This window comes from Pedobacter psychrodurus (assembly GCF_004331735.1).
In the GTDB taxonomy this organism is placed as follows: Bacteria; Bacteroidota; Bacteroidia; order Sphingobacteriales; family Sphingobacteriaceae; genus Pedobacter; species Pedobacter psychrodurus.
In genome coordinates this window covers 20207-43811 of record NZ_SJSO01000003.1, presented here as the reverse complement: position 1 = coordinate 43811, position 23605 = coordinate 20207, and the positions used below count along the sequence as shown (strand labels likewise).

Genomic DNA, 23605 nt, shown 5'->3' with positions numbered 1-23605 from the left:
GACATTAAAAATTCCCGTAATAAAAATGGATAAACACTTTTTTGGCCTCACAGACACCGGCAAATCCAGAGACAACAACGAGGACAGCTTTATTACGAAGTCCCTCAACAACGATCAGTTGATTTTGGCAGCCGTGATAGATGGCGTGGGTGGCTATCATGGCGGTGAAGTAGCGGCAGCTATCGCAAGGGAACAGATTTCGATGCAATTCTCAGACCGTCCAGCCGATCCGATATCGCAGATGATCAGCGCATTCAAAAATACAAATGAAGTCATCGTTGCCAAAAAGCAAACAGAAACAAACCTTTCTGAAATGGCCTGCGTGGCCACAATGGTACTTGCGGATATTGAGCACAATCAATTTTATTATGCCCACGTGGGCGATACCCGATTATACCTGTTACGGGACGGATCATTGATCAAAATCTCTAAAGACCATTCATTTGTAGGCTTTCTGGAAGATTCGGGAAGACTGGATGAGGCCGCCGCCATGCAGCATCCAAAACGCAATGAAATCAATAAGGCAATCGGTTTTAGTGATCAGATTGCTACCGATGACAGCTATATTGAAACCGGTCAATCTCCTTTCCTACCGGGCGACATGCTGGTATTATGTAGTGATGGGCTGACCGATATGGTCAACAAGCATGACATCACCAGTCTGCTTCTCCAAGGGGATACACTCGCGAAAAAAGCAGGCAATCTCATCGCCCTTGCCAACGAAAACGGGGGCCGTGATAACATTACCGTTGTGCTGCTGCAGAACAATAAAGAACCTCAACAGGTAAAACCCACCAGACCAGGCTTTACGCAACAAACGCAAGTACCTGCAGGAGCAAAAAAAAATGAAGCCATACAGCCAGCTGAAAATCAAGAACCAGCAGCCAGTACACCGGCCAAAAGAAATTATTGGTTTACGGCGTTGGTTATTTTATGCCTTATCCTTCTTGGCACTACCGTATTTATGTACCTGCAAAACCAACACGTAGCAGACCCTAGTTCAGCCATGATTTCATCACCAAAACAAACCGTTAGAAATAGCCAGGAGCAGTTACTACAAGATGCATTTGATCATGCCGTAGGGGACACCTTAGTCCTATCCGACTCTATTTTTAAAAGTCCGGTCTTAATCAGCGATACTTTACGCCTGCGAAAAGATACCCTATATATTTTTGCAAACGGCATTGTGCTGCAAGCGGATAGCGGATACAAAGGTGCAGCTATAACTATGCTATCTCAATCCAGGCTTATGAAGTTAGACAGCCTGCAATTTAAAGGCTTCGCTACTGCGATTGCAATTTCAAACCAGGCATTATTACTTAAAAATGTCACTTTCACCAATTGTTTACTTCCCATAAAAAACAGCATCCACTTCCCTGACAAGCAACTGGTAAATACCGAACTGATGAAACTTACTCCATTAAAAAGTACCACCCCTAAAACCAGAGATTTAAAAAATGGAGCAGAATAAAGGTGCCGTTAAAGTGAGCCGGGCTCATGAACGAATCTTCATATTAGCAATTGGAACCGTTCTTGCACTATTCTTCTACCAATTATATTCGATCATTCAGCCTAGATTTGCAGAAGTTGTGCCGCGCTTAAAAGCTGGCACCATGGTGAACCTGAATGCTGGAAAACCTGCCGAAAATATCAGGAACCTACTTAAAAAAGGTTACTATTTTGAAGATCAGCGGGACATTGATCTCATTGAAAAAACCATTGCAGATGCAACGCCAAATGCCCAACAAATCGACAACATCGGCGAAGTTAATAAACGCAGGTACTTTTTACTTGCAGATGAGGCCTTTGAAAAAGGAGGTAAGTCATTTAAAGCAAGGGTATTGGCATCCCGGGCATTGCTTGGCTATACGGGTGATGATTCGCTCAGATTCGCCCAGGAGCAGAATAGTCCTCGGCCCTATCCGTCCGAAATAAGCCTCGGCCTGGGTGAGCATGATATCAGTGGAAAGATTGTAGAAAACGAAAAGGCAGTCCCAGGTGTATTGATCCGTTTGGAAATGATTTTGCCCCAAGACAGTATCTACAACGACGAGCCAACAGAAACCTTCAAAAATATAACTGAAAAAGCAAACGGCGTTACGAAAGTTTTTACTTTGGATACCGCTGGTAAACGGAAATTGCTCCAGCTTACCGCCTATGCCCGTACCGGTTCGAATGGGGAATTCACTTTTGCAAAGTTGCCCGACAACCAGGCATTTAAGATATTGCCTTTAAAGCCCGGTTTTCAGTTCGGCGCTTCAAAGGGGGTACAAAACCTTAACGATAACACCGTTTTCACTTTTGAGCAGCGCCCCCATACTATAAAGCTTTTTTCTACCAGGGATTTCAATATCCTCAAAAAAGAAAAATCACTGATCATTAGAACACCCGAAGAATTCAATAAGTGGTTTCTCATCATCTGTGGAAGCCTGATTGGTGGATTTTTTCTTGTTCACTTCCTCCTGTCATGGAAATTCAGCACTGCCGATCAGGTCATATTGCCAGTAGTGATGCTGCTTACGGGCATTTCTTTCCTGATGCTGCTGAGTTTGCAGGATCCGCTACGCGACCGTTTTTTAGCTAAAGATTCACTCCTATACTTACTAATGGGTTTTGGGGGTATCTTGTTGATGCTATGCATTAAATTACGTCGTTTCAATACCGATACATGGGTTTATCGCCTGCTTTTATTTAAAAACATCCGATCAGCTGCAAACGGGTGGCCCTGGGCCTTAACCGCCATTGGATTACTGGCACTCACAATCCTGTTCGGAACCGGGCCAGAAGGAAGTGGTGTAAAGGTAAATTTGTTCGGATTTCAGCCCAGTGAAGTGGTGAAGTATCTGATCATTTTTTTTCTTGCAGGATTTTTTGCCGTAAATGAGAAACTGATCAGTGAATATATGAGCTGGAACAAAAGATGGTCATTTTTCTCTTTTGCCTTATTGGCAATATTATTGACCCTCATGTTATTTCTGGTATTGGGAGATCTTGGCCCGGCGATGGTGGTTTGTTTCACCTTTATTATCTTATTCTCCTTCTCCCGGGGCGATTTCATGTTCATGGCAGGCGCCATAGTTTTATATGTAGTGGTGTCATGGATTTTTGAAAACATATGGATATCCACAGGGATCACATTGCTTTTGGTGGGTTCGCTGATGTTTTTCCAACGCAGGCAACTTAGTGAGTCGGCTATCATGGTGCTGTTGATTATGTCGGCCTTTTTAACGATCGATCAAATTCCATATCTGGATCGCGTCTTCCCTGGACCAGTACAACGCCTGGGGGATCGGAAAGCCATCTGGCAGGATGCCTGGAACAATGAAGTTTACGGCGGCGACCAGGTGGCCAATGGTTTATGGGCCATGTCTACAGGTGGCGCAACAGGCCAGGGTGTAGGAGAAGGCTTTGCCAAAACCATTCCTGAAGCACATACCGATATGATCTTGCCTTCGATAGGTGAAGAATTTGGATTAACGGGAATGTTGTGCATCTTCCTGCTGTTCCTATTGTACCTGCACCGCTCAATTATTATCGGCAGGCGAACAGGCTCACCGTTTCTCTTTTATTTAAGTGCAGGAATCGGCGTATCTACCTTTGTGCAGTTTCTGCTCATTGCGGGTGGTTCTACCGGAGCTTTACCGCTATCTGGGGTATCCCTACCCTTTCAAAGTTATGGGGGATCATCACTTGTACTCAATTTTTTAGCTGCCGGATTTTTAATGTCGGCATCTGCTGTGCGAGGTACGGAAATACAGATGCAATACCTCGCCAAACAGCAGGACAAAAACCTGGTACCAGCTTTGATTGCTGCCTGTTTGGGCATCATACTATTGGGCGCTAATGTAGCAGGCTACGTGCTGAATAACCGGAAATGGGTTGTGCAGCCAGCCTTGGTAGCCGACCGTAGCGGTGCGAGGATGTTCAGTTACAATCCACGCATTGCAATATTGATGAGCCGGTTAAAAGCCGGCACCATACATGACCGCAAGGGAATTCTAATGGCAACCAGCAACGTTGATAGTGTGCGGGCACAACACTTCAAACTCATTGGTGCAGGTATCCCCAATTACAATCTCGATTCTGCCGTACACCAACGATTAGACCGATATTACCCTTTCGAAGAACAACTGTTTTTTTGGACCGGAGATGCAAATTCTGGCATATTTAACGGAAGTGTGAATGGTTATTTTGCAGATTATGAACACGCAGCCGAACTTCGCGGCTTTAAACTCCCTGTAAAGAGCTTTACAGTACTTGCAAACAGATATAGCGAAAACCGTTTCCTGGCACGGGGTGTTAAGGAAATGACGGTCGTGAAAAAAGATTACGCCGCACTTTCTCCATTACTCCTTGCCGGTATCAGCAGTAAAGAGGTGGAAGATTTTAAAAATAAGAACCGCGATTTACAGTTAACAATGGATGCCGGCCTGCAGACCAAGATACAAAAATCGATTGCCCAGGACACTTCACTATCGGATAACCGCGTTTCTGTAGTCATCATGGAAGCAAGCACTGGCGATGTACTTACTTCTGCTGTATATCCCCTACCGCCCATCCATGATTGGGAACGGTTGACCATGACTAATGCAGAACAGAATCAGCTTTCTGGGTGGGTCACCACCACTGACCTTGGCTTTACCAATTTTACCCAGCCAGGCTCAACCGCTAAGCTGATCACTGCCATGGCATCGTTTAATAAACTGGGCATGGCCGCTGCCGATAAAAAATACCAGGTGGCATCTTGGGAGCGTATCCGTACCAAAGGCATCGAACCAGATGAAACGGGATGGATCGATCTGGAACGGGCGGTGGTAAAATCTAACAACGTCTATTTCATCAAACTTGCAAACCAAGAACAGCTGCAGGAAAATATGGGCGAGCTGTACCTAAAAACAGGCATGTTCTTACACGGAGCCGGAGGGTACTATTACAATAAACCCAGCGAAAACGGCGCACAGGAAGAAAAATGGAAACAGCTTTGGCGCAAGACCGAATTCAATACCAAACCAAAATATGATCCTGGCAACATCCGAAAGACGAGGGCCAAGGGAATTTCAGGCATGTCTTGGGGCCAGGGAGCACTCATTGCAACTCCAGCGGCAGTGGCAAGAATGGCTGCCGGAATTGCAAACAATGGAAATATGATTGCAAACAGGTTTGTACTTAAAGTAAGCGATCAACCGCAGGGGATAAAAACTGGTACGAAATTGGTAAACAATCCGGAGTATGCCAGGCTGATGCAGGAGTACATGATCAAACAGAGCGGGCCAAAGGCGGAAACGCTTGGCCTGGCGGTTGCTGGCAAAACAGGAACGCCAGAGCGGATCTGGAAGAAACAGCAAATTAATGATGGCTGGTATGTATTTTTTGCACCAACTGCAAAGGGTAATGGCCATATTGTAGTCTGTATACGCATTGAGGCTACCAAAGGGTCATCAGACGCAGTACGATTGGCTGGCAAACACGTAATCCCACTCTTAAAAGAGGGCGGCTATACCAAAAGCATTGTTCCATCAGCTAAAACTGATAACAAATAACCATTTACCAGACCTTAATTGAACAGATGAAACATTTTAATTTTAACTCAAATAGTGAAATCATAAATTTTATAACTTTACTGTAATGGAGAACAGACTGGAGATGGTGAGTTCAATAATCAAGATAACACAGTAGCAAAGTACCAACAATATATACAGATGAAAATGATATTCGACTTATTCAAAAGCGGAAGTGGGGAACATCCTGATGATGTGAAGGGAATCAGACACGCATTACTACAATTTGTGAAGCAGGAGTTACAAAAAGCGGAGGGCGGTGAAGGAGCAAATATCAAAGGTTTGGGTATTTATATCAACTGTACCTCTGCAGAGCGTCATGTATATGAAGCTGCCATATTTACCGAGGATCCTGATCAACTAAAAAATGAGATACAACGCATAAGCGATGACTATTCCCTGGATTTACCCGCAAGCTGGGCGCTTACACTTTCTTTTGAAGAAGCTTTTCCGGACGACGCAGTAAAAATGCAGAAGCTGCCGGTAGCACTTTTCGTCAAAACCAAAACCCATTTTGTAAAGCAGCAGGCTAAAGCCTACCTGAAAGCACTTAGCGGTAAGACTTTGCAACCAAACTACGAAATAAGTTCTGAGGGTGGAAAATACAATATCGGCAGAGATGAAAAGGCACAGTCTGACGAAGGTTATTTCCGCACCAACCACATTGCATTTCCTTCGGAAAGTGATGATGAACGGAATAAATACATCAGCAGACAGCACGCTCACATTGAATGGGATAAAAACCTCGCCAAATTCGTAATCTTCGCAGATGAAGGTGGTATACCTCCACGCAATAAAGTCAAGCTGCGTTCTGCGCTCACCGAACAGACAGTAAAACTCCATGCCACACAGATTGGACAGGAATTAGAGGAGGGAGATCAGATTATTTTAGGTGAATCGGTCGTATTGGAGTTTAGTTTTCAGCCAAAACCATGAGTAAGATTTTTACTATTGCCGAAGGGCTACAAAATCTTGGTGCATTAAAAACTGGCGGGCAGGGTTCTGTTTACAAAGGGATGCGCATGGGGCCGGTTTATTCTGCAATCAAACTCATTCCTACACCGATCTACGTGGAAGATGAAAGCGACAAAAACTACCGGAACTTTCTGAATGAGGTTAACAAACTACAGCAGGTAAATACCCATTCCAGCCCGAATGTGGTGAAGATATTGAGCTCAGGGATTACCGATAGCGGATCGTTCCCTTATATAGAAATGGAATACATTGAAGGCCCGGAGCTTGGCGAACTGCTGTTGCCTCCGCATCAAAAAGTTTTCACGGTTAAAGAAACGTTAAAAGTAGCGGAACAATTGGCTGCTGCACTTGCACACTGCCATCAGGTTGATGTTAAACATGGCGATGTTAAAAGCAATAATGTGAAGTATAATGTGCAGACTGCCAATTATGTGCTATTGGATTTTGGTCTTGCCATTATGAGTGAAGAGCAGCGCAGGACAAGCATACGCCATGCTGGAGCAATAGAATTTATGGCACCAGAACAGCATGAAGGAAAAATGCTGTTACAAACAGATATTTATAGTTATGGCATCATCTTATACGAACTCTTGGCCGGACAGGTCCCATTCCCACTCGAAGGAGGTGGCGATACCGCCCGCAATACGGTAATGATCGGGCATCTTGAAAAGGAAATTCCAGATGCCATGTTACTTCGTAAAAGCAATCTGGAAAATACATTTCAGGCCGATGTATTGGATAAGGAAATGCAGGTACCACATTGGTTACTCGAGTTGATTGGGCGGTGCCTACAAAAAAATCCCCTTGAACGATATGCCAATGGAATGGAATTGCATCAGGCAGTTACAGTTGGAATATTATCTGCACCACAAGACTTTAGGCTTACGGAAAATACCTTACCGAACGAAGACCTACAATATGCTGCATTATATAATGAGACAAAGGAAAAGAACGAAAAGCTTGAAAAAGAATTGGCAACATTGAAACCCCTGGCCCTAAAGGCCGGAATAAAATACAATAAATCGACCGGTGGGTACTACCAGGAAAATTACATTCATGCTTCAAAAACGGCTTTTTTGGGCTGCGTTGCGGCCTGCGTGTTGGTTATCGCCTTTCTAGTTTACAATTTAGCTACGCCCAGGAATAATGTTGTAGCGACCTTGCCAACAACGCCTTACAAATCACCGTTCGAAATCGCCAATCAACAATACAAACAAGGGCTGCTAACAGCTAGGGAAGACAGCATCCGAATAGCAAAAATGCAATCGGCTCAACAAATAAAAGCTGCCGAAAAAGCCAGAAAACAGAACGGTAAGCAAAAGAAAAAGAAGAAGTTTTTTGGGATATTTTAAAAGTGACGCTACAGCAGACCTGAAGGTTCTTTTAGAATAAACTTACTTTAGTGCTATTAACCTGAGTTCGATTATACTTGAGCCAAAATAATTGTTTTTTAGCTCTTTATAGACCAACGCGATCGTCATGGTGATCCGATAGCTATCGGATCAGGGTGACGTCACTAGTAAACAATACTCATAAAATACACCTTAAAGGCATATTATTAATCGAACTTAGGTTATTGGGTTAAAAAGGCCTTTGGTTATCTTATACAAGTGATGGTGTTCATATTCAACAATAAAGGTTTCAACTATAGCGGAATTGGCTTTTCACCTGACATAGTTTGAGGTTAAGGCATCTTCCTCACCCAGAGCCTCTAACCCCGATCTAAATATTATATGCTTGCCCCAGCCCCTAATAATGTGGCTTTTTCACCTAATAAAGATTTTTCTACCGGAAAACTATATCCCATTTTGCTGGCTAAGAAACGCCTGGTATTTTCCAGAAAGAATTCTTCGGCATTTGCAATATTACCACCAATTACTACAGCGAGCGGCATTTTTATCCTGATGAACTTATAGAGGAACTTAGCCAGATTAACGCTGAATTCCAGAAAAACAGCATTAAAATACGGAGATCCCTTATGATTATCCACCAGGTCTTTCACATCCATCACCTTAATCCCGGTCATTTCATGGAATCGCTTAATAAACCATCGGGTTGAAATATAATCTTCAGCGACTCCTTTTAAAAAGGGCATTTTCCAAAGGTCTGTATCTTTTACACATCCGTTTTCTGTATGTGCTGTTCCAAGCCCGGTGCCCAGGGTTAGACCAATGGCCTGGCTAACATTATTCAAACTTCCTTTAAAAAGTTCTCCCTTCAGAAAACTGGCAGCATCATTTACAAAATTGATATCTGATGATGACAGGCCGAGCCGGATGGCAAGCATATTCTTAATATTCAGGCCATAAAGTGCTTCATACTTTCCCTGCCCTTTAATTTTGCATATGCCTTTCTGATAGTCCATCGGTCCGGGCATGGCAATATTGATCCTGGCAGGAAACAACTGGTAGCTTCTGATCGATTTCTCTATTGTGGCTGCCCATGCATCGATTATCCTATCTGCAGAAGCATTTGAATCCAGGTTTTCACGTGACCAGCTACCCTGAATTTCTTCTTTTTTGTCTATATCAATCAAAAGGGCAGTAATATGGGATCCACCTATATCAACACCCATCACTATATTTTTCATATTGAATCTGTTTAAGTAAAGAAACCTTTTTTCACTTCCTGTTATTTATCGGTTCTTTAAATAACCATAGTGAACCATGCCCTGGCAAGCAGGACAAAGGCATGCCTTCCCAAGGGACAGCGCTCTTGGGAAGGCATAAATTTAATATCCCGGATTCTGGGTTAATTTTGGGTTGAGCTGAATTTCTCTGGTGGGTATAGGATATAATGCTAATGTTGGCACTACATTTCCAATTAAGCCGTTTGCCGATACATAATTGGTTTTATGGGCCTGCATTACATTGACCATTATCCCCCATCTGATCAAATCGAACCATCTCTCCCCTTCAAAGCAAAGCTCTACCCTTCTTTCATGCTGGATAGCTGTTCTTGCATCAGCCTGTGATAGTCCAGATTTAGCAGTTAGATTAGAGCGTGTACGGACCAAGTTTAGTTGCGTAAGTGCCTGAGGGGTTTTACCATTTTCGTTTAAGGCTTCGGCATACAATAAAACAATATCACTATAACGCAAAACCGGCCAGTCGTTATCACCCTCGCTATTGGCACCAACACTTTGATATACAAATTTCTTGGCGTAATAATACACCAAAGTTCCGGCGCTATATATGCCAATTGCGGTATTTAAACGGTTATCTCCCGCTTCAAAAGTATCATATAAATCTTTTGTCCCGCTGTTGTTACTGTTACCGGTTACAGCAGTAATTGTTGTGCCCGATGGTTGCGGCACAAAGCTTCTTGCAAAAGTATTTCCCTCACCAAAACCGCCGCCAAGATATTGAACAGAGAAAAGAATATCTCTGTTGTTATCTTTTCCCAATCCGAAAATCTGATCGTAAGGCAATAATGTACCTGCAGTTGCAACCACGGTTGCTAAAATGGTTTCGGCTTCGGTAAATTTATTTTGAAACATATAAACTTTACCAAGCAGGCCATTAGCTGCAATACTCGTTGCACGGCCAATATCAGCCCCCGTATAGCTTGCAGGTAATACGGCAGCGGCCTCAGCCAGGTCTTTTTCTATCTGGGCATAAACCGCAGCAGCACTTACCCTGTTGTATGAATAAGCCTGTTGCTCTGAGGTAATCTCATTTAATACCAACGGAACCCCGCCGAACATCCTAACTAAATTAAAATACATTAAAGCACGAAGAAACTTTGCCTGCCCAATGTAGCCATTACGGTTAGCAGTGGTCATTGGTGGTGTAGCAACGTGGTCAAGCACAATATTGGCATAAGCAATGGTTGCGTAAAATCTGGCCCATGCGTTCTGTAAATTGGTCGAATTGGCAGTCCAGGTTAGCTTATCCTGCTCACCGTAAAGCACTTCACTTTCGCCATAAGTTTGGGCATTATCTGAAGGGAGTTCGCCAAAGCCATATTGCTCATTATAAATAGGACGCAAACTGCTATATGCACCGGTAAGCGCCGATTTTATATCTATCTCTGTAGCATAAAAAGTATTTACAGGAACAATTCCCTTTGGTGTTAATTCTACAAAAGACTTTTTGCAGGAAGTAATAACCATGCTTAAAGTAAGCAAGGATATACAGCATATGATGATTTTATTAATTTTCATGATCATTTTTATTAATGCGGTTAAAAGCCAAAATTGATACCTAAAATAAAAGTGCGTGCAGTAGGGTATGTACCTTGATCTACTCCAGGTGTTGTAGGATCTCCCCCCATAATGTTCGCCTCGGGATTGTAACCAGAATATTTAGTTATCAGAAATGGGTTTTGAGCAGTTACATATAACCTTGCAGACTGGATAGATAGTTTGCGCAGTAAATTATCACTAAGCCTGTAACCCAAGGTAATGTTTCTAACACGTAAGTATGAACCGTTTTCGACAGCTAAATTGGTCAATGCAGGCCCTGGCAATGCTCCTGTAGCTATAGGACTGGCATAAAGCACGTCCCTATCAGGAAATGCAGGATCATAATAATTATTAAAATATTTAGCCAATGAGTTCTGGTTGTGATTACCCGTAATGGTTTGCCTGTTGTTACCATTAATAATATTCACCCCTTGCACACCCTGAACTAAAATACTCAGGTCGAAGTTTTTATACTGAAAACTATTGGTCAACCCATACGTAAAGTCCGGTAATCCATGCCCTAATTTAGTCACATCGTTAGCATCAACCTTCCCATCTCCATTCTGATCTTTGATAATTGGATCTCCAATATTATTACCTGAGGTAGCTTTTGCATTATTGGCCAGATCGCTGGCATTTCTAAATACACCTATAATCTCATATCCATACATATAACCTAATGGATCGCCAACTTTTACCTGGTATACATTATTCCATCCGTTAATTGCCCTAACTGCTGGTAATGCACTCGGACCTCCTAAATCCAACACTTTGGTTTTGTAAGTCGAGAAATTGGCATTTGCATTCCAGGTTACGGCTCCAAGTTTAAAGTTGGTATTGGCCGTAAACTCAAAACCTTTATTTTGAAGTTTACCTAAGTTAGCCTGGTAAGTTGAGTTGTAAACACTCGATTGCAATGACGATGTATAACCAATGGCTAAGGGCAAAGCTTTATTAAGCAGCATTCCGTTAGAGTTACGGATAAAATAATCGAAAGTTAAAACGATTTTATTTTGCAACAGGCCAATGTCAGTTCCAAGACTGGTTTGGTCGTTCTTCTCCCAGGTTAAATCGGGATTAGCAAAGCCTGCTTGCTGTGTACCAAAAAGTCTGGTATTGCCTGATGCATAATTTGTATTTAAATTAATCTGATTAACATAAGTAAAACTGCCAATATTGGCATTTCCTGTACGGCCGTAACCACCTCTTAATTTAAACTCATTGATACCAATTTTTAATAATGCTTCTTTTAGAAATGGTTCTTCAGCAAGCCTCCAACCCAATGAGAAAGATGGGAAAACGGCAAATTTATTATTTGAACCAAAACGCGATGAACCATCCTGACGTACAGCGGCGGTGAACAAGTATTTCTTATTGTAATCGTAGATAAACCTACCTGCATAGGAAACAAAGGTATTGGCATCAAAACGCTCGGTACCTACGGTATTTGGCGAGGCCAACGGGCTTTGAACTGATGTAGTGATAAACGTACCTGGCAAACCTGCAGTGTAATTAATTTGCGATTCGTATTTCTGAGCTGAGAATAGCCCAAGCACATTAAAATGGTGCTTGCCAATTTGCTTATCATAAGTAGCTGTATTTTCCCAAACCCAATCGAAACTATTGCGCACATTATCTGAAGCAAAAATACCAGCCAACTGAGGGCTTGCTCCTGATGCTGTAGGTGCTGAACTGTAAGCCATAGTACCTGGAATATAACCATGAACCTGCTCATTCTCTAAAGTTGCGCCAATGTAGGTTTTCAGTTTTAAACCTGCTATTGGTGTATATTCTAAAAATGCGTTACTTAAAGTTCTGAAAGCTCTCGATCGGTTAATAGACTGGCTAAGTATCCCCACAGGATTATAAAAGTTGGATGCCGAGAATACAGCAGTTGGGGAAAGATTATAGTTTAATTCTCTGTCGTAAGGTTGTGCAAAATCGCCATTCGCTCTATATACTGGCACGATAGGCTGAAAAGTTAAAGCCTGGTTAAGCGGACTTGGCAAGTTTAAATCGGCAAGTAATCCTGGTACACCAATAATAAAATCGTTCGGATTTGCTCCGGCACCACTCGCCTGGCCCGATGATGGCTGCCTGTACTGTTCTGAAAATGACGGGGAAACTGAAAATCCAAATTTCACATTTTTCACAATGTCTGCATCCAGATTTAAACGCGTATTGTACCTGGTATATTCAGTACCAATTAAAACACCTTTTTGCTTAAAAACACCTGCTGATGCACTAAAGCGAACTTTTTCGCTACCGCCTGATGCATTAAATTCGAAGTTGTTGATTGGCGCAGTTCTGAAAATTTCTTTTTGCCAGTCTACATCAGGAAGTGCTGAAATATCGCCATCCAAAATAGCCGGATACTGTAAATTTTTAATCCGGCTTAAGGCTTTTACCTGTTGTACATATTGATCTTTACTTAAAACATCAATATACTTGTTTACTTCCTGTATACCAGAATAGGCCGAAACCGAAAATACCGTTTTTCCTGCCTTACCTCTTTTGGTTGTAACAATAACAACTCCATTTGCTGCCCTTGATCCATAAATAGCAGCAGAAGCAGCATCTTTTAATACTTCAACCGATTCTATGTCGCTGGGATTGATCAGATTAAAATTTGCAGCAGTTTCCAGTGGATAGCCATCAACTACGTATAAAGGATCATTAGATGAGCTTAGCGAGCTTACTCCACGTATCCTGATGGTGGGGGCTGCACCTGGTTTGCCACCCTGATCGGATTGCACCTGCACACCAGCAGCTAATCCTGCCAATGCCTCTCCAGGCGTACTTACCGGCTGGTTACCTATATTTTTTCCTTCTACTTTGGTAATAGAAGAGGTAACTGTTGTGCGTGACTGCGAGCCATATCCCACCACGACCACATCACCAAGTGACTGCGGTGTATCGACCATGGTTACATTGATAACCGTTTTATCACCTACTGGCACTTCCTGACTAACCAGGCCAATAAAAGAAAATACCAGTACTGAATTGTTATCGGGCACCTTGATGCTATAGGCTCCAGTATTATCTGATACCACACCAATCTTGGTTCCTTTTACCAAAACGCTTACCCCGGGTAAACCAACTCCCTTGTTGTCTGTTATCTTACCTATAACCACAATAATCTGTGGTAAGGGTTTCACGAGCTGGGCCCTTTTTTTGATCACGATGGTTGAATTATCGCCAAATACCATTTCGACAGTCTGGCTGGGAAAACAGGCTTCCAGAACTTTCTGGAGTGCCGTATTCTTAAATCTGACGGTAACAGGGGCAGCACCGCTGATGACATTTGCATCGCAGATAAAGTTATAGCCTGTTTGTTTAGTTAGTTGATTTAGGACTTCCCTTAAAGGGGTATCCTTTACATTTATGCTTACCTGCTGGGCAAAGCTCCCGGCACTGACCTGTAAAAAGGCGACCATTATTAAAATGACTGTAAGTCTCATAACTCGAAGGATTTTTTGCGTATAGCAAGATATATCCCCGCACTGAAGTGCAGTAAAAATTTTATACATTTGGTTAGGATTAAATAGTTGTTGGTTAAACAGTTGTTGTGATCCTTAATTAGTTTGACACTAATCAATTCCGGGAGTGGTCTCAAGCACTTCCGGTTTTTGGATTCTTTCAGGTATTTATTTAGCTATAACTGTGATCCTCCTTTCTTTGATTACAAAAGATACCTTATCTGTTAATTCGATATTTTTCAGCAGGCTTTTAAGACCTTTGGCGCGTGAGTAGTTACCGTCGAAATTGATATCCGACATGTCTCCCTTATACTCAACATCTACATCATACCACCTTGATATTTTTTTCATGATAGAGCCGATATTTTCATTGTTGAATATGAACATATCATTTTTCCACGCCATTACCTCTTCAAGGTCTGCAGGCATTACCTTTATATTGTTCTGTAGGTTATTGATTGCCATCTGGCCAGGCTTGAGCAGGGTAGCAGACTTTTTATAATTGATTTTTACGGCCCCCTCCAGTAAGGTGGTCATAATATCCCCATCTCCGGTAAAAGCGGTAATATTGAAATGCGTACCTAGCACTTCTACTTCCTGTTTGCCGGCCACATCAACCTTAAAGGGCATTTTTTTGTTCTTAGCCACTTCAAAATAAGCTTCACCGGTAAGAATAACCTTACGCTCTCCACCTGAAAATACTGTTGGAAAACTTAATGAAGAAGAAGAGTTCAACCACACCCTGGTACCATCAGGAAGCGTAATATCATATTTTCCACCCCGTGGTATCGAAATCTTGTTCAAGGCGTCGTTTTCTTGGTTCATGCCATTAGCAGATACAACCAACCCATTACCTGATTTAGAAATAGCGGTATTTCCATGCCTGCTGATTATCCCGTTTGTGGAGCCATCAAGTTTGATGCTTTCTCCGTTGGATAAAGTCAGTACCGCATTTGCAGAACCTGGTGATATGTCTCTATTGCCAATTTCCTTCTTTTTAACAAGCACTGTGCCCGTTTCAAACTTTTGTCTCTTAAAAAGGTCTGTTCCCAAATAGATAACCAGCAAAAGCGATGCTACCAATGCAGCTGCAACCTGCCAGTTCAAGCGTCTGATACTCAAAAAGCCTTTTGCCGGTGATTGTTTTCTGATACTATCCTGGATCCTTGCCTGAAGCAGTTTACCCAAACGTTCCTCATCCGCCAGGGTCATTGAAAGGTCTGACAGACCCTGTGCCTCCTGATAGGCCAAAAGTATAGCTTCTTCTTGGGGCGTACATGCTCCTCTTAGATATTTCTCACAAAGGGAAAGATATTGATCTTCTGTCATTACCTGGCGAATAGGGTTTAAATTTGGTCCTTTAATATATAGACACCGATTTTGACCAGCACACACATAAAAAAGTAAAAAAAAATGCAAAATACCTGAATTTTTAATTTCCATTAATAAATCATAGCTTTATTACAAACAAACATATGCCAACGAGCGACTATTCCGATCCTGAACTTTTACAGCTTATACTTCTAGATGACGAGAAAGCGTTCAACTCGCTTTTTGAACGCCACTGGACCAAAGTATATGCCGTCTGCTACAGGTATGTTAAAGATGAAGAATATGCACTTGAGATCACCCACGATATTTTCCTGAATATTTGGACCAATAGAAAAAAATTAAATATCGTTTCATTTCAAAACTACGTGCTCACTAGCGCCAATTACCGTTCGATCAGAAAAAAACGGCAGATCAATGCCGTACTTTTCAACTACGTTGAAGATTTGGGAAAGGTTGAACAATCCCTTATAACAGGAAACCTTTTAACAGGCAACGGAGGGGATGAAAAGATTAATGAGGAAGAATTTGATTCCATGATCACGGCCAGGCTCATTGAACTTCCGAAAAGGTGTCAGGAAATCTATTTATTGAGCAGGAAGCAAAACCTGAGCATTTCTGAAATATCACTAAAACTCAATATTTCGAAACGGACTGTTGAGAACCAGCTTACCGCAGCACTGAAACATCTAAGACAGAGCTTAAAATATTCAGGAATTCTACTGATTTTCATGTAAAATAATAAAAAAACAAGGGGCTTAACAGACGGATATTGGGTCCAAAAACAACAGACAACTGCTATGCATTCATCTTATCAATGGAAAAAATCGCTGGTGACATTATGTTGCAATGGTAATTTACGGAAATGAATTTCACTCTAGGAATACTTTAACTCATTTTGCAAAATATTTAAACGTTAACGTTGGAGAATTTTGCTTTCGTTCCTTCCATTCCTCTACCACTTCAAACAATGGCTTATTAAAACCACCTAAAACACGCAGCGGATTTGAGCCAGTCAGGTTTCGATCTGATTTGTAATTGATATCAAAAATCTGCCAAGTTACAAGCCGGCTACAATGAACACAATCTACAAAGGGTACGCGGTTTCGCTTTTAGGTTCAGAGAGTACAAAGTAGCTTTGAACAGTGGTAATATTTGGCAATGTAGCAAGTTTATTCCGCAGAAATTCGTGGTAGTCATCCATATCTTTTGTAGCGATGCGGAGAATGAAATCGTGTGCGCCGGTCATCTGCAAACATTCCATTACCTCGCTAAACTTAGAAACTTCAGTTTCAAATTCAATCAGGGTTTTAGCCGTATGCTCCTTCAACAGTACATGTGAAAAGGCGATCAGGTTTCTGTTGATTTTCTTCCGGTCGAGAATGGCCACAATTCTTTTAATGTAGCCTTGCTCCTTTAATCTTCTTATGCGTTCGTGGATGGTGGCAATAGATTTATGCAACTTCAATGATACTTCTTTATGGGTTAAAGAGGCATCATGCTGCAGCAATTTTAATATTTCTACATCAACCTGATCTAAATCTCCGTGTGTCATAGACATTAACAAATTGAAAAAAAATATAATGGATATTGAAAAAATCAGCTTAAACTGAAATAAATATTAAATAATGATCAAAAAAGCAGAAATTTTCTGTAAAAAACAACATGTATTGACATAAAAAATTATAATACTGAATTTTACCGAAATAAAAATCAATCAAAATAGCCATTGCTATTCGATTTAATCAACAGCCATGACCACATTAACAGCAAATAAAATGACTTCTGCCATGGAGGGAAAATTTGAACATTTATCGCTTCTGGTTGGTAATACCCCAATGCTTGAGCTCACCTACGCCTACCAGGGAAGCGTAGGCAAAATTTATGTTAAATGCGAGCATTACAACTTAACTGGCAGCATTAAAGACAGGATGGCGCTTTACACCCTGAAAAAAGCATATGCCGAAGGTAAAATTAAAGCTGGGGACCGGATTGTTGAAGCTACCAGCGGCAACACCGGGATTGCATTTGCTGCCATAGGTAAGGCACTAGGGCATCCGGTTACCATCATTATGCCAAACTGGTTGAGTAAAGAGCGTATGGACATTATTAAAAGTTTAGGTGCAGAGATTATCCTGGTGAGCAAAGAAGAAGGCGGTTTTATCGGCAGCATTAAACTTGCAGAACAGATGGCAGCAAGTGATACAAATATTTTCCTGCCTAAGCAGTTCGAGAATATTGCCAATCCAGAAGCACATGAACATACCACAGGCAAAGAAATCTGGGAGCAACTACGCCTAAAGAACCTTTCACCTGATGCTTTTGTTGCCGGAGTAGGTACAGGAGGAACCATTATGGGTGTAGGTAATTTCTTAAGAAAGCAAAATTCGGGCGTTAAGATACACCCATTAGAGCCTGCAGAATCGCCAACCTTAACTACAGGTTATAAAGTAGGCAGTCATAGAATTCAGGGCATTTCTGATGAATTTATCCCCGAAATTGTCAAACTGAATGAGCTGGATAAAGTATTGCAGGTACACGATGGTGATGCTATACTGATGGCGCAAAAACTGGCCGAAAAATTGGGTTTAGCGGTAGGCATATCATCTGGTGCAAATGTAATCGGTGCCATAAAACAGCAGCAAAAAATGGGCACAGAAAGCTGTGTAGTTACCATCTTTTCTGATAGCAACAAAAAATATTTAAGTACCGATTTGATGAAAGTAGAACCCATTAAAGCCGGATACATTAGCCCTGAAGTAGATTTTCTGGACTACCAGGCCTTTAGCAGATTATATTAATCAACAAATAAACCACAACATGAAAAAAATCACCTTTTTATTCTGTGCCATATGCCTGATTAACCTTAGCGCATATAGCCAAATTTTAAAACCGGTAACCTGGAGTTACGCTGCAAAAAAAACAAGTGCAACAACTGCTACTGTATTTATCAAAGCCACTGTAGATCAAGGCTGGCACTTGTACTCGCAATTTGTTAAAGATGGTGGTCCGGTTAAAACAACCTTTACCTTTCCATCATCTGGTACTTATAGCTTAGTTGGGCGTACAACCGAACCAAAAGCGGTTACCAAGTACGAATCTACCTTTAAAATGGATGTAAGCTACTTTGAAAAATCGGTAGTGTTTCAGCAAAAAATAAAGCTGAAAGGCAAAACCGCAGCCGTTAAAGGTAGCGTAGAGTTTATGGTATGTGATGATAAACAATGTTTGCCGCCAGAACAGGTAGATTTTAGTATTCCTGTAAAATAAGCGTAAAGAGTATATGATATCCTTAAAGAAAATCTGTCTCGAGGTGCTGTTTTGCTGTGCAATATCCTTAAATGGATATGCACAGGACAGCACCAATACCGACGACTTAACTTTTACAGAGATTAAACCAGAAACGGCTGACAGCACGGTTAAACCGGTCGATTCTGCTTCAAAAATAACGGTTAGTAGCCCTACAGCTGTTCAAAAAACCACTGCCCAACCAAAAGAAGAACGCAAAACCTTATGGGGAATTTTTATTGCAGGCTTTGTGGGTGGTTTAGCGGCCTTATTAATGCCCTGCATCTTCCCCATGCTGCCCTTAACGGTAAGTTTTTTTACTAAAGGTTCAGAAAAAGGAAGGGCCTTTCGGCGTGCGGCACTCTATGGCTTTTTCATCATTCTCATTTATGTGGTGCTTGGCCTTTTGGTAACGATAATTTTTGGTGCCGATGCACTGAACAGCCTATCTACAAATGGCATATTCAATTTCTTTTTCTTTTTATTACTGTTTGTTTTTGCTGCTTCATTTTTAGGAGCATTCGAAATCACCCTTCCCTCTTCGTGGGTAAATAAAATGGACGCCAATTCGGATAAGGGAGGCATTACAGGATTATTTTTCATGGCCGGAACATTGGCCTTGGTATCTTTCTCTTGCACTGGCCCCATTATTGGCACCTTATTGGTACAAGCGGCTACTACTGGCGCTTTGTTGGGCCCAGCCATAGGTATGTTTGGCTTCTCTTTGGCATTAGCCATTCCTTTTGCCCTATTTGCACTATTTCCATCAGCCATGAACAAATTGCCAAAATCTGGCGGTTGGTTAAACAGCGTAAAAGTAGTGCTGGGCTTTCTGGAGCTCGCCTTTGCACTAAAATTTTTAAGCAATGTAGACCTCGCCTATCACTGGGAATGGTTTGACAGGGAAATATTCTTAAGCCTTTGGATCGTAATTTTCGGAATGATGGGCATTTATCTTTTGGGCAAACTGAAGTTTGCGCATGATAGTCCGTTGGCCTTTATCTCGGTACCGAGGCTTTTTCTGGCCACAATAGTATTGGCCTTTACCATTTATCTCATCCCTGGTATGTGGGGAGCACCTTTACGTAGTGTATCGGCTTTTCTTCCACCACAGGAAACACAAGATTTCGATCTGTATACCGCCGGGCTATTGGCAGGGAAACAAACATCAACAAACGATGGTCCGCATAAATATGCCGATAAATTCCACGCGCCGCTGAAGCTAAACGCCTATTTCGATTATAACGAGGGCTTGGCCGCAGCAAAAAAATTAAACAAACCTGTTTTGATTGATTTTACCGGCCACGCCTGTGTAAACTGCAGAAAAATGGAAGCGAATGTTTGGCCCGACAAAGATGTATATAAAATGATCAGCAATGATTATGTACTGATCCAGTTATATGTGGATGATAAATCGGAACTGGCCCCCGCAGATGTAGTGATTACGCCTGAAGGAAGGAAACTCAATACCATCGGTAAAAAATGGAGTGATCTGCAGGCCAGGAAATTCCAGTCTAACTCACAACCTTTTTATGTACTGCTCGATCCTAAAACAGAAGCGCTACTGGCACAACCACAGGGTGCAGATTACGAAGTAGCCAATTATAAAGAATTCTTGATAAGTGGCTTAAGCACTTATGGAAACGAGAAAAAAGAAACTGCAGGTTTGTAGAAGTCCTGTAGCATTTAATTAGTTATAGATGGGAAAGGGCATTACCGGATGGTATGCCCTTTCGTCTGTAAGAGCTAGGATTCAACTCAGCAAAGGGTAAATCCATAGACTGCAGTTCATCCATGTTATCCTATCTGATTGAACAGCCCACTGCAAACTTCAAATCCTAAAGATCTCCACATCATCACAGAAATAGTGGAGCTGATCAAATTATCGTTAAAATAGCACCCCTGGTAGATATTCTATTTTCTTTCCTCAGGCAATAAAACTGCTTCAATTAACCTATTTTCATCCAGATAAGCTGCTGCAGCTTCCTTAATTGACTTTACAGTCAGCTTTTTGAGGCCATCTCCATAAGTTGAATATTGGCTTAGGGACTCAGAATCTTCCAGCTGCCCAGCTATGTAGCCCAGCCACCACTGATTGGAGCTTACTGAAGTTTCCCGCGACCGGATACTTTCAGCAATGTATTTTTGGACATTCACCTCTTCGGGCCCCTGGTCCTTCAGTTTTCTTACCTCATCAAGTGCTGAAGCGATCAATTTTGCATACTGTTTGGGATCACAATCAAAAACAATCGATAGTTTAAAGGTAGAGGTAGGATTTTTATCAAGGCTCAAATTTACAGATGGACTATACACACCGCTCTCCTGCTCCCTAAGTCTTTCGATCATCCTGATCTGTAGAATTCCCCTGATTGCATCCATCTTGATCCTGTTCTCCGGAGTGTAATCGAAATTACCTGAAAACACCAGCTCAACTTTGGCCTTTTGCTCCATACCCTTTCTTAGCGTAAGCTTAACGGCATTTTCCGACAGCTTTATCCCATTATCCCTGAAACGGTTTTTATTGCTCGTAACAGGAAGTGAGCCGATATATTTTTCTATCAAAGGCTTAATACTGTCAATTTCAAAGCTTCCTACGAAAGTAAAGACCATGCCTGCATTGTTTGAGAATCTTTCCCTGAAAATTTCAAGGCAGCGCTGCATACTAATCTGATTAAGCTTCGCCAGGCTCGGTGCGGTCCTTCTAAAACTTTGTCCGCCGAGTATGGTATTTATTGAATCCTGGAATACTGCCTCGGCAGCCTTACTTCTACCTTCAATGGACAATCTGCCTTTATCGATCAGATTTTTAAAAACCATGGTATCTACCCTAGGTTCGGTGATATAGGCATAAGCGAGCCTCAGGGCCTGTTCTATATTTCCTTTTGTACTTCCACCCGAGATTCCCTGGCTAAGCTCACTGATAAATGGCCTAACAGCCATCTGCCTATTGGCCATAAAACTGTCCATTTCCATAATCCCATAATTCCCCGCACCTGATGAGGATACGACCGCAGCCGCATGCTTTGCAGATTGATAGTCCTTCTCTGGATATAGTGATGTACCCCCAGCTGAAAAACCCGAGAAAAGGATCTCATCCTTTTTAAAGCCTGTCGGTTTAAGAATAACCCTGATCCCGTTACTCAAAATGATAGTTGTTGTTCCGCTTTCCTGGTCTACCGTTGAGGAGATGGACTTTCCCGCAACAGGATCTTTACCCAGCAGGTCTTTAGGTGTAAATGGGGCAATGTTCTCAGATACAGAAGATTTGTCCGGTTTTAAATCCATCCAGGACCTGAATTTCTCCTGATTGGGGAGAACTGTATTTTCGGGTGCCAGTATGATGATGTCTGTATTGTCGTTTCGGATATAATCTACTATAAGCTGGTTTAAATCTTTAAGGTTTATCTCTGCCAGGAATTTTTTAACAAACGCGTATTCGGTCTCGATACCCGGTGCAAGGTCATGGTTTAAAAAGTATGCGATATATTCCTTTGCATAACTGTCCGAAGAGATATTGTTTTTCTCCTTAATGGCATTTTCCATAGCATTAGAATAGATTTCCTTCTCCATATCCAGCTCCTGTTGTTTGAAGCCGGATCGCTTTAGATAGCTAACTTCTTTCCAGGCGGCTGAGACGCCCTTATCAAGCTGACCTGGCCTTGCCACGACGCTGAAACTAAAATTATCCACGTCGGCCAAAAGCTTTCCTATGCTGGCACCAGCCTGAAGAAAATCCTGGTTTCCGCCTCTGGAAAGGTCCCTGAACCGCTTGGCCAGCATCCCATTGAAGAGCCTGCGGACAATAGCGTTTTTATATTGGCTGGCTGTGCTCAATGCTTCTGCTTTATGTTTGATGATGATCTGTGCCACGGTAGAAGACATTTCAGGATCTGTCAAAGCCAAAAACTGGTTCTTGCCGGTTAGGCCAACATGATACTGGATCCGTTGTTTCTTTAGCAATGGATTCTTGAGGCCGTTGAAACTGTTCTTAACGAGTTTCTCAATTTTATCCACATCAAAGTCTCCTACCAATACCACTGCCTGGAGATCTGGTCTATACCAATCTTTGTAAAACCGCTCCAGTGCTTCCCTTGGAAATGACCTCAGGATACTATCAGTTCCTATGGGCTCCCGGAACGCATAGCGGGAATGGTTAAACAGCGATGGGGAATAACGCCCTTGCATCCTGTTTTCTACACCGGTCTGAAGGCGTTTTTCTTCCAGTATAACACCGCGTTCCTTATTAATCGCACCGATATCCAGGGTAGCCGCATCTGCCCAATCCCGCAGTATCCTGATACCGTTGTTAAGGATTTCCTCATCTGCCGGGATCGGAAGCTGGTAAACAGTTTCATCAAAACCGGTATATGCATTGATGTCTGCGCCAAACCTCACTCCGTTTTTCTGCAGGTAGTTGACCAGTTCATTTTTGGGGAAGTTTTTGGTACCATTGAAGCTCATATGCTCCATAAAATGGGCAAGACCACGCTGATCATCTTCCTCCAGGATAGAACCCGCTTTTACTACAAGGTTTAGCACCGCACGGTTCTTTGGCGTTTCGTTATGCCTGATAAAGTATGTAAATCCGTTCGGCAGGGTACCTGTACGCACATTTGGATCCAATGGCAGGGGCTTTTCCTGATGCTGTCCTTTTTGTTGGGCAAACAGGGAAAGTCCGAAAGCGGCATGGATAAGGGTCAAAAAGAGCGGTCTTAAGATTTTATTTTCTGAAATTCTGAACATAACAATAGCTAAAGTATTACCAGATGTTAATCTGGTAATACTATTGG

At 42.1% G+C, this 23605-nt stretch carries 14 protein-coding genes; 8 read left to right on the top strand and 6 right to left on the bottom strand.

What is annotated here, in order from left to right:
• Positions 1-25 precede the first annotated feature (25 nt).
• The 4 genes from EZ456_RS03845 to EZ456_RS03830 all read left to right on the top strand — a co-directional run bounded on the left by EZ456_RS03845 (position 26) and on the right by EZ456_RS03830 (position 7885).
• The gene (locus EZ456_RS03845; RefSeq protein WP_131527476.1) at positions 26-1471 is read left to right on the top strand and encodes a PP2C family protein-serine/threonine phosphatase; all 1446 of its coding nucleotides are present in this window, start codon (positions 26-28) and stop codon (positions 1469-1471) included.
• Entirely contained in the window at positions 1458-5540 is a 4083-nt protein-coding gene (locus EZ456_RS03840; RefSeq protein WP_131527474.1) for an FtsW/RodA/SpoVE family cell cycle protein, read from the top strand. The genes EZ456_RS03845 and EZ456_RS03840 overlap by 14 nt, the downstream gene beginning before the upstream one ends.
• A 159-nt stretch (positions 5541-5699) precedes the next feature.
• Entirely contained in the window at positions 5700-6494 is a 795-nt protein-coding gene (locus tag EZ456_RS03835; RefSeq protein WP_225876457.1) for an FHA domain-containing protein, read from the top strand.
• Positions 6491-7885 carry a serine/threonine protein kinase gene (locus tag EZ456_RS03830; protein ID WP_131527472.1) on the top strand — a complete coding sequence of 465 codons (1395 nt, stop codon included), beginning with the start codon at positions 6491-6493 and terminating at the stop codon, positions 7883-7885. The genes EZ456_RS03835 and EZ456_RS03830 overlap by 4 nt, the downstream gene beginning before the upstream one ends.
• Before the next feature lie 377 nt (positions 7886-8262).
• On the opposite strand, the gene EZ456_RS03825 is transcribed toward EZ456_RS03830, so the two are convergent.
• From EZ456_RS03825 to EZ456_RS03810, 4 genes are all read right to left on the bottom strand, one after another.
• Complete coding sequence (locus tag EZ456_RS03825) at positions 8263-9123, bottom strand: ROK family protein (RefSeq protein ID WP_131527470.1); 861 nt, start codon at positions 9121-9123, stop codon at positions 8263-8265.
• 141 nt (positions 9124-9264) lie between these two features.
• On the bottom strand, positions 9265-10698 hold the full coding sequence (locus EZ456_RS03820; RefSeq protein ID WP_165501232.1) for a RagB/SusD family nutrient uptake outer membrane protein: 1434 nt from the start codon (positions 10696-10698) through the stop codon (positions 9265-9267).
• A gap of 20 nt (positions 10699-10718) precedes the next feature.
• The gene (locus tag EZ456_RS03815; protein WP_394343139.1) at positions 10719-13928 is read right to left on the bottom strand and encodes a SusC/RagA family TonB-linked outer membrane protein; all 3210 of its coding nucleotides are present in this window, start codon (positions 13926-13928) and stop codon (positions 10719-10721) included.
• Between the two features lie 438 nt (positions 13929-14366).
• Positions 14367-15527, bottom strand: a complete 1161-nt coding sequence (locus EZ456_RS03810) for a FecR family protein (RefSeq protein ID WP_165501230.1) — start codon at positions 15525-15527, stop codon at positions 14367-14369.
• Between the two features lie 146 nt (positions 15528-15673).
• On the opposite strand from EZ456_RS03810, the gene EZ456_RS03805 reads away from it, so the two are divergent.
• On the top strand, positions 15674-16264 hold the full coding sequence (locus EZ456_RS03805; RefSeq protein ID WP_131527462.1) for an RNA polymerase sigma factor: 591 nt from the start codon (positions 15674-15676) through the stop codon (positions 16262-16264).
• A gap of 350 nt (positions 16265-16614) precedes the next feature.
• On the opposite strand, the gene EZ456_RS03800 is transcribed toward EZ456_RS03805, so the two are convergent.
• Positions 16615-17082, bottom strand: coding sequence for an Lrp/AsnC family transcriptional regulator (locus EZ456_RS03800; RefSeq protein WP_131527990.1), 468 nt, complete (start codon positions 17080-17082; stop codon positions 16615-16617).
• Positions 17083-17281: 199 nt separating this feature from the next.
• On the opposite strand from EZ456_RS03800, the gene EZ456_RS03795 reads away from it, so the two are divergent.
• The 3 genes from EZ456_RS03795 to EZ456_RS03785 are packed head-to-tail and all read left to right on the top strand — an operon-like array spanning position 17282 to position 20487.
• Positions 17282-18328: a PLP-dependent cysteine synthase family protein gene (locus tag EZ456_RS03795; protein WP_131527460.1), complete on the top strand. Its 1047-nt coding sequence runs from the start codon at positions 17282-17284 to the stop codon at positions 18326-18328.
• 19 nt (positions 18329-18347) lie between these two features.
• The gene (locus EZ456_RS03790; RefSeq protein ID WP_131527458.1) at positions 18348-18797 is read left to right on the top strand and encodes a protein-disulfide reductase DsbD domain-containing protein; all 450 of its coding nucleotides are present in this window, start codon (positions 18348-18350) and stop codon (positions 18795-18797) included.
• 13 nt (positions 18798-18810) lie between these two features.
• A complete protein-coding gene (locus EZ456_RS03785) occupies positions 18811-20487 on the top strand; it encodes a protein-disulfide reductase DsbD family protein (RefSeq protein WP_131527456.1) in 1677 nt (558 codons plus the stop codon).
• Positions 20488-20729: 242 nt separating this feature from the next.
• On the opposite strand, the gene EZ456_RS03780 is transcribed toward EZ456_RS03785, so the two are convergent.
• Positions 20730-23558, bottom strand: coding sequence for a M16 family metallopeptidase (locus tag EZ456_RS03780; RefSeq protein ID WP_131527454.1), 2829 nt, complete (start codon positions 23556-23558; stop codon positions 20730-20732).
• Positions 23559-23605 lie beyond the last annotated feature (47 nt).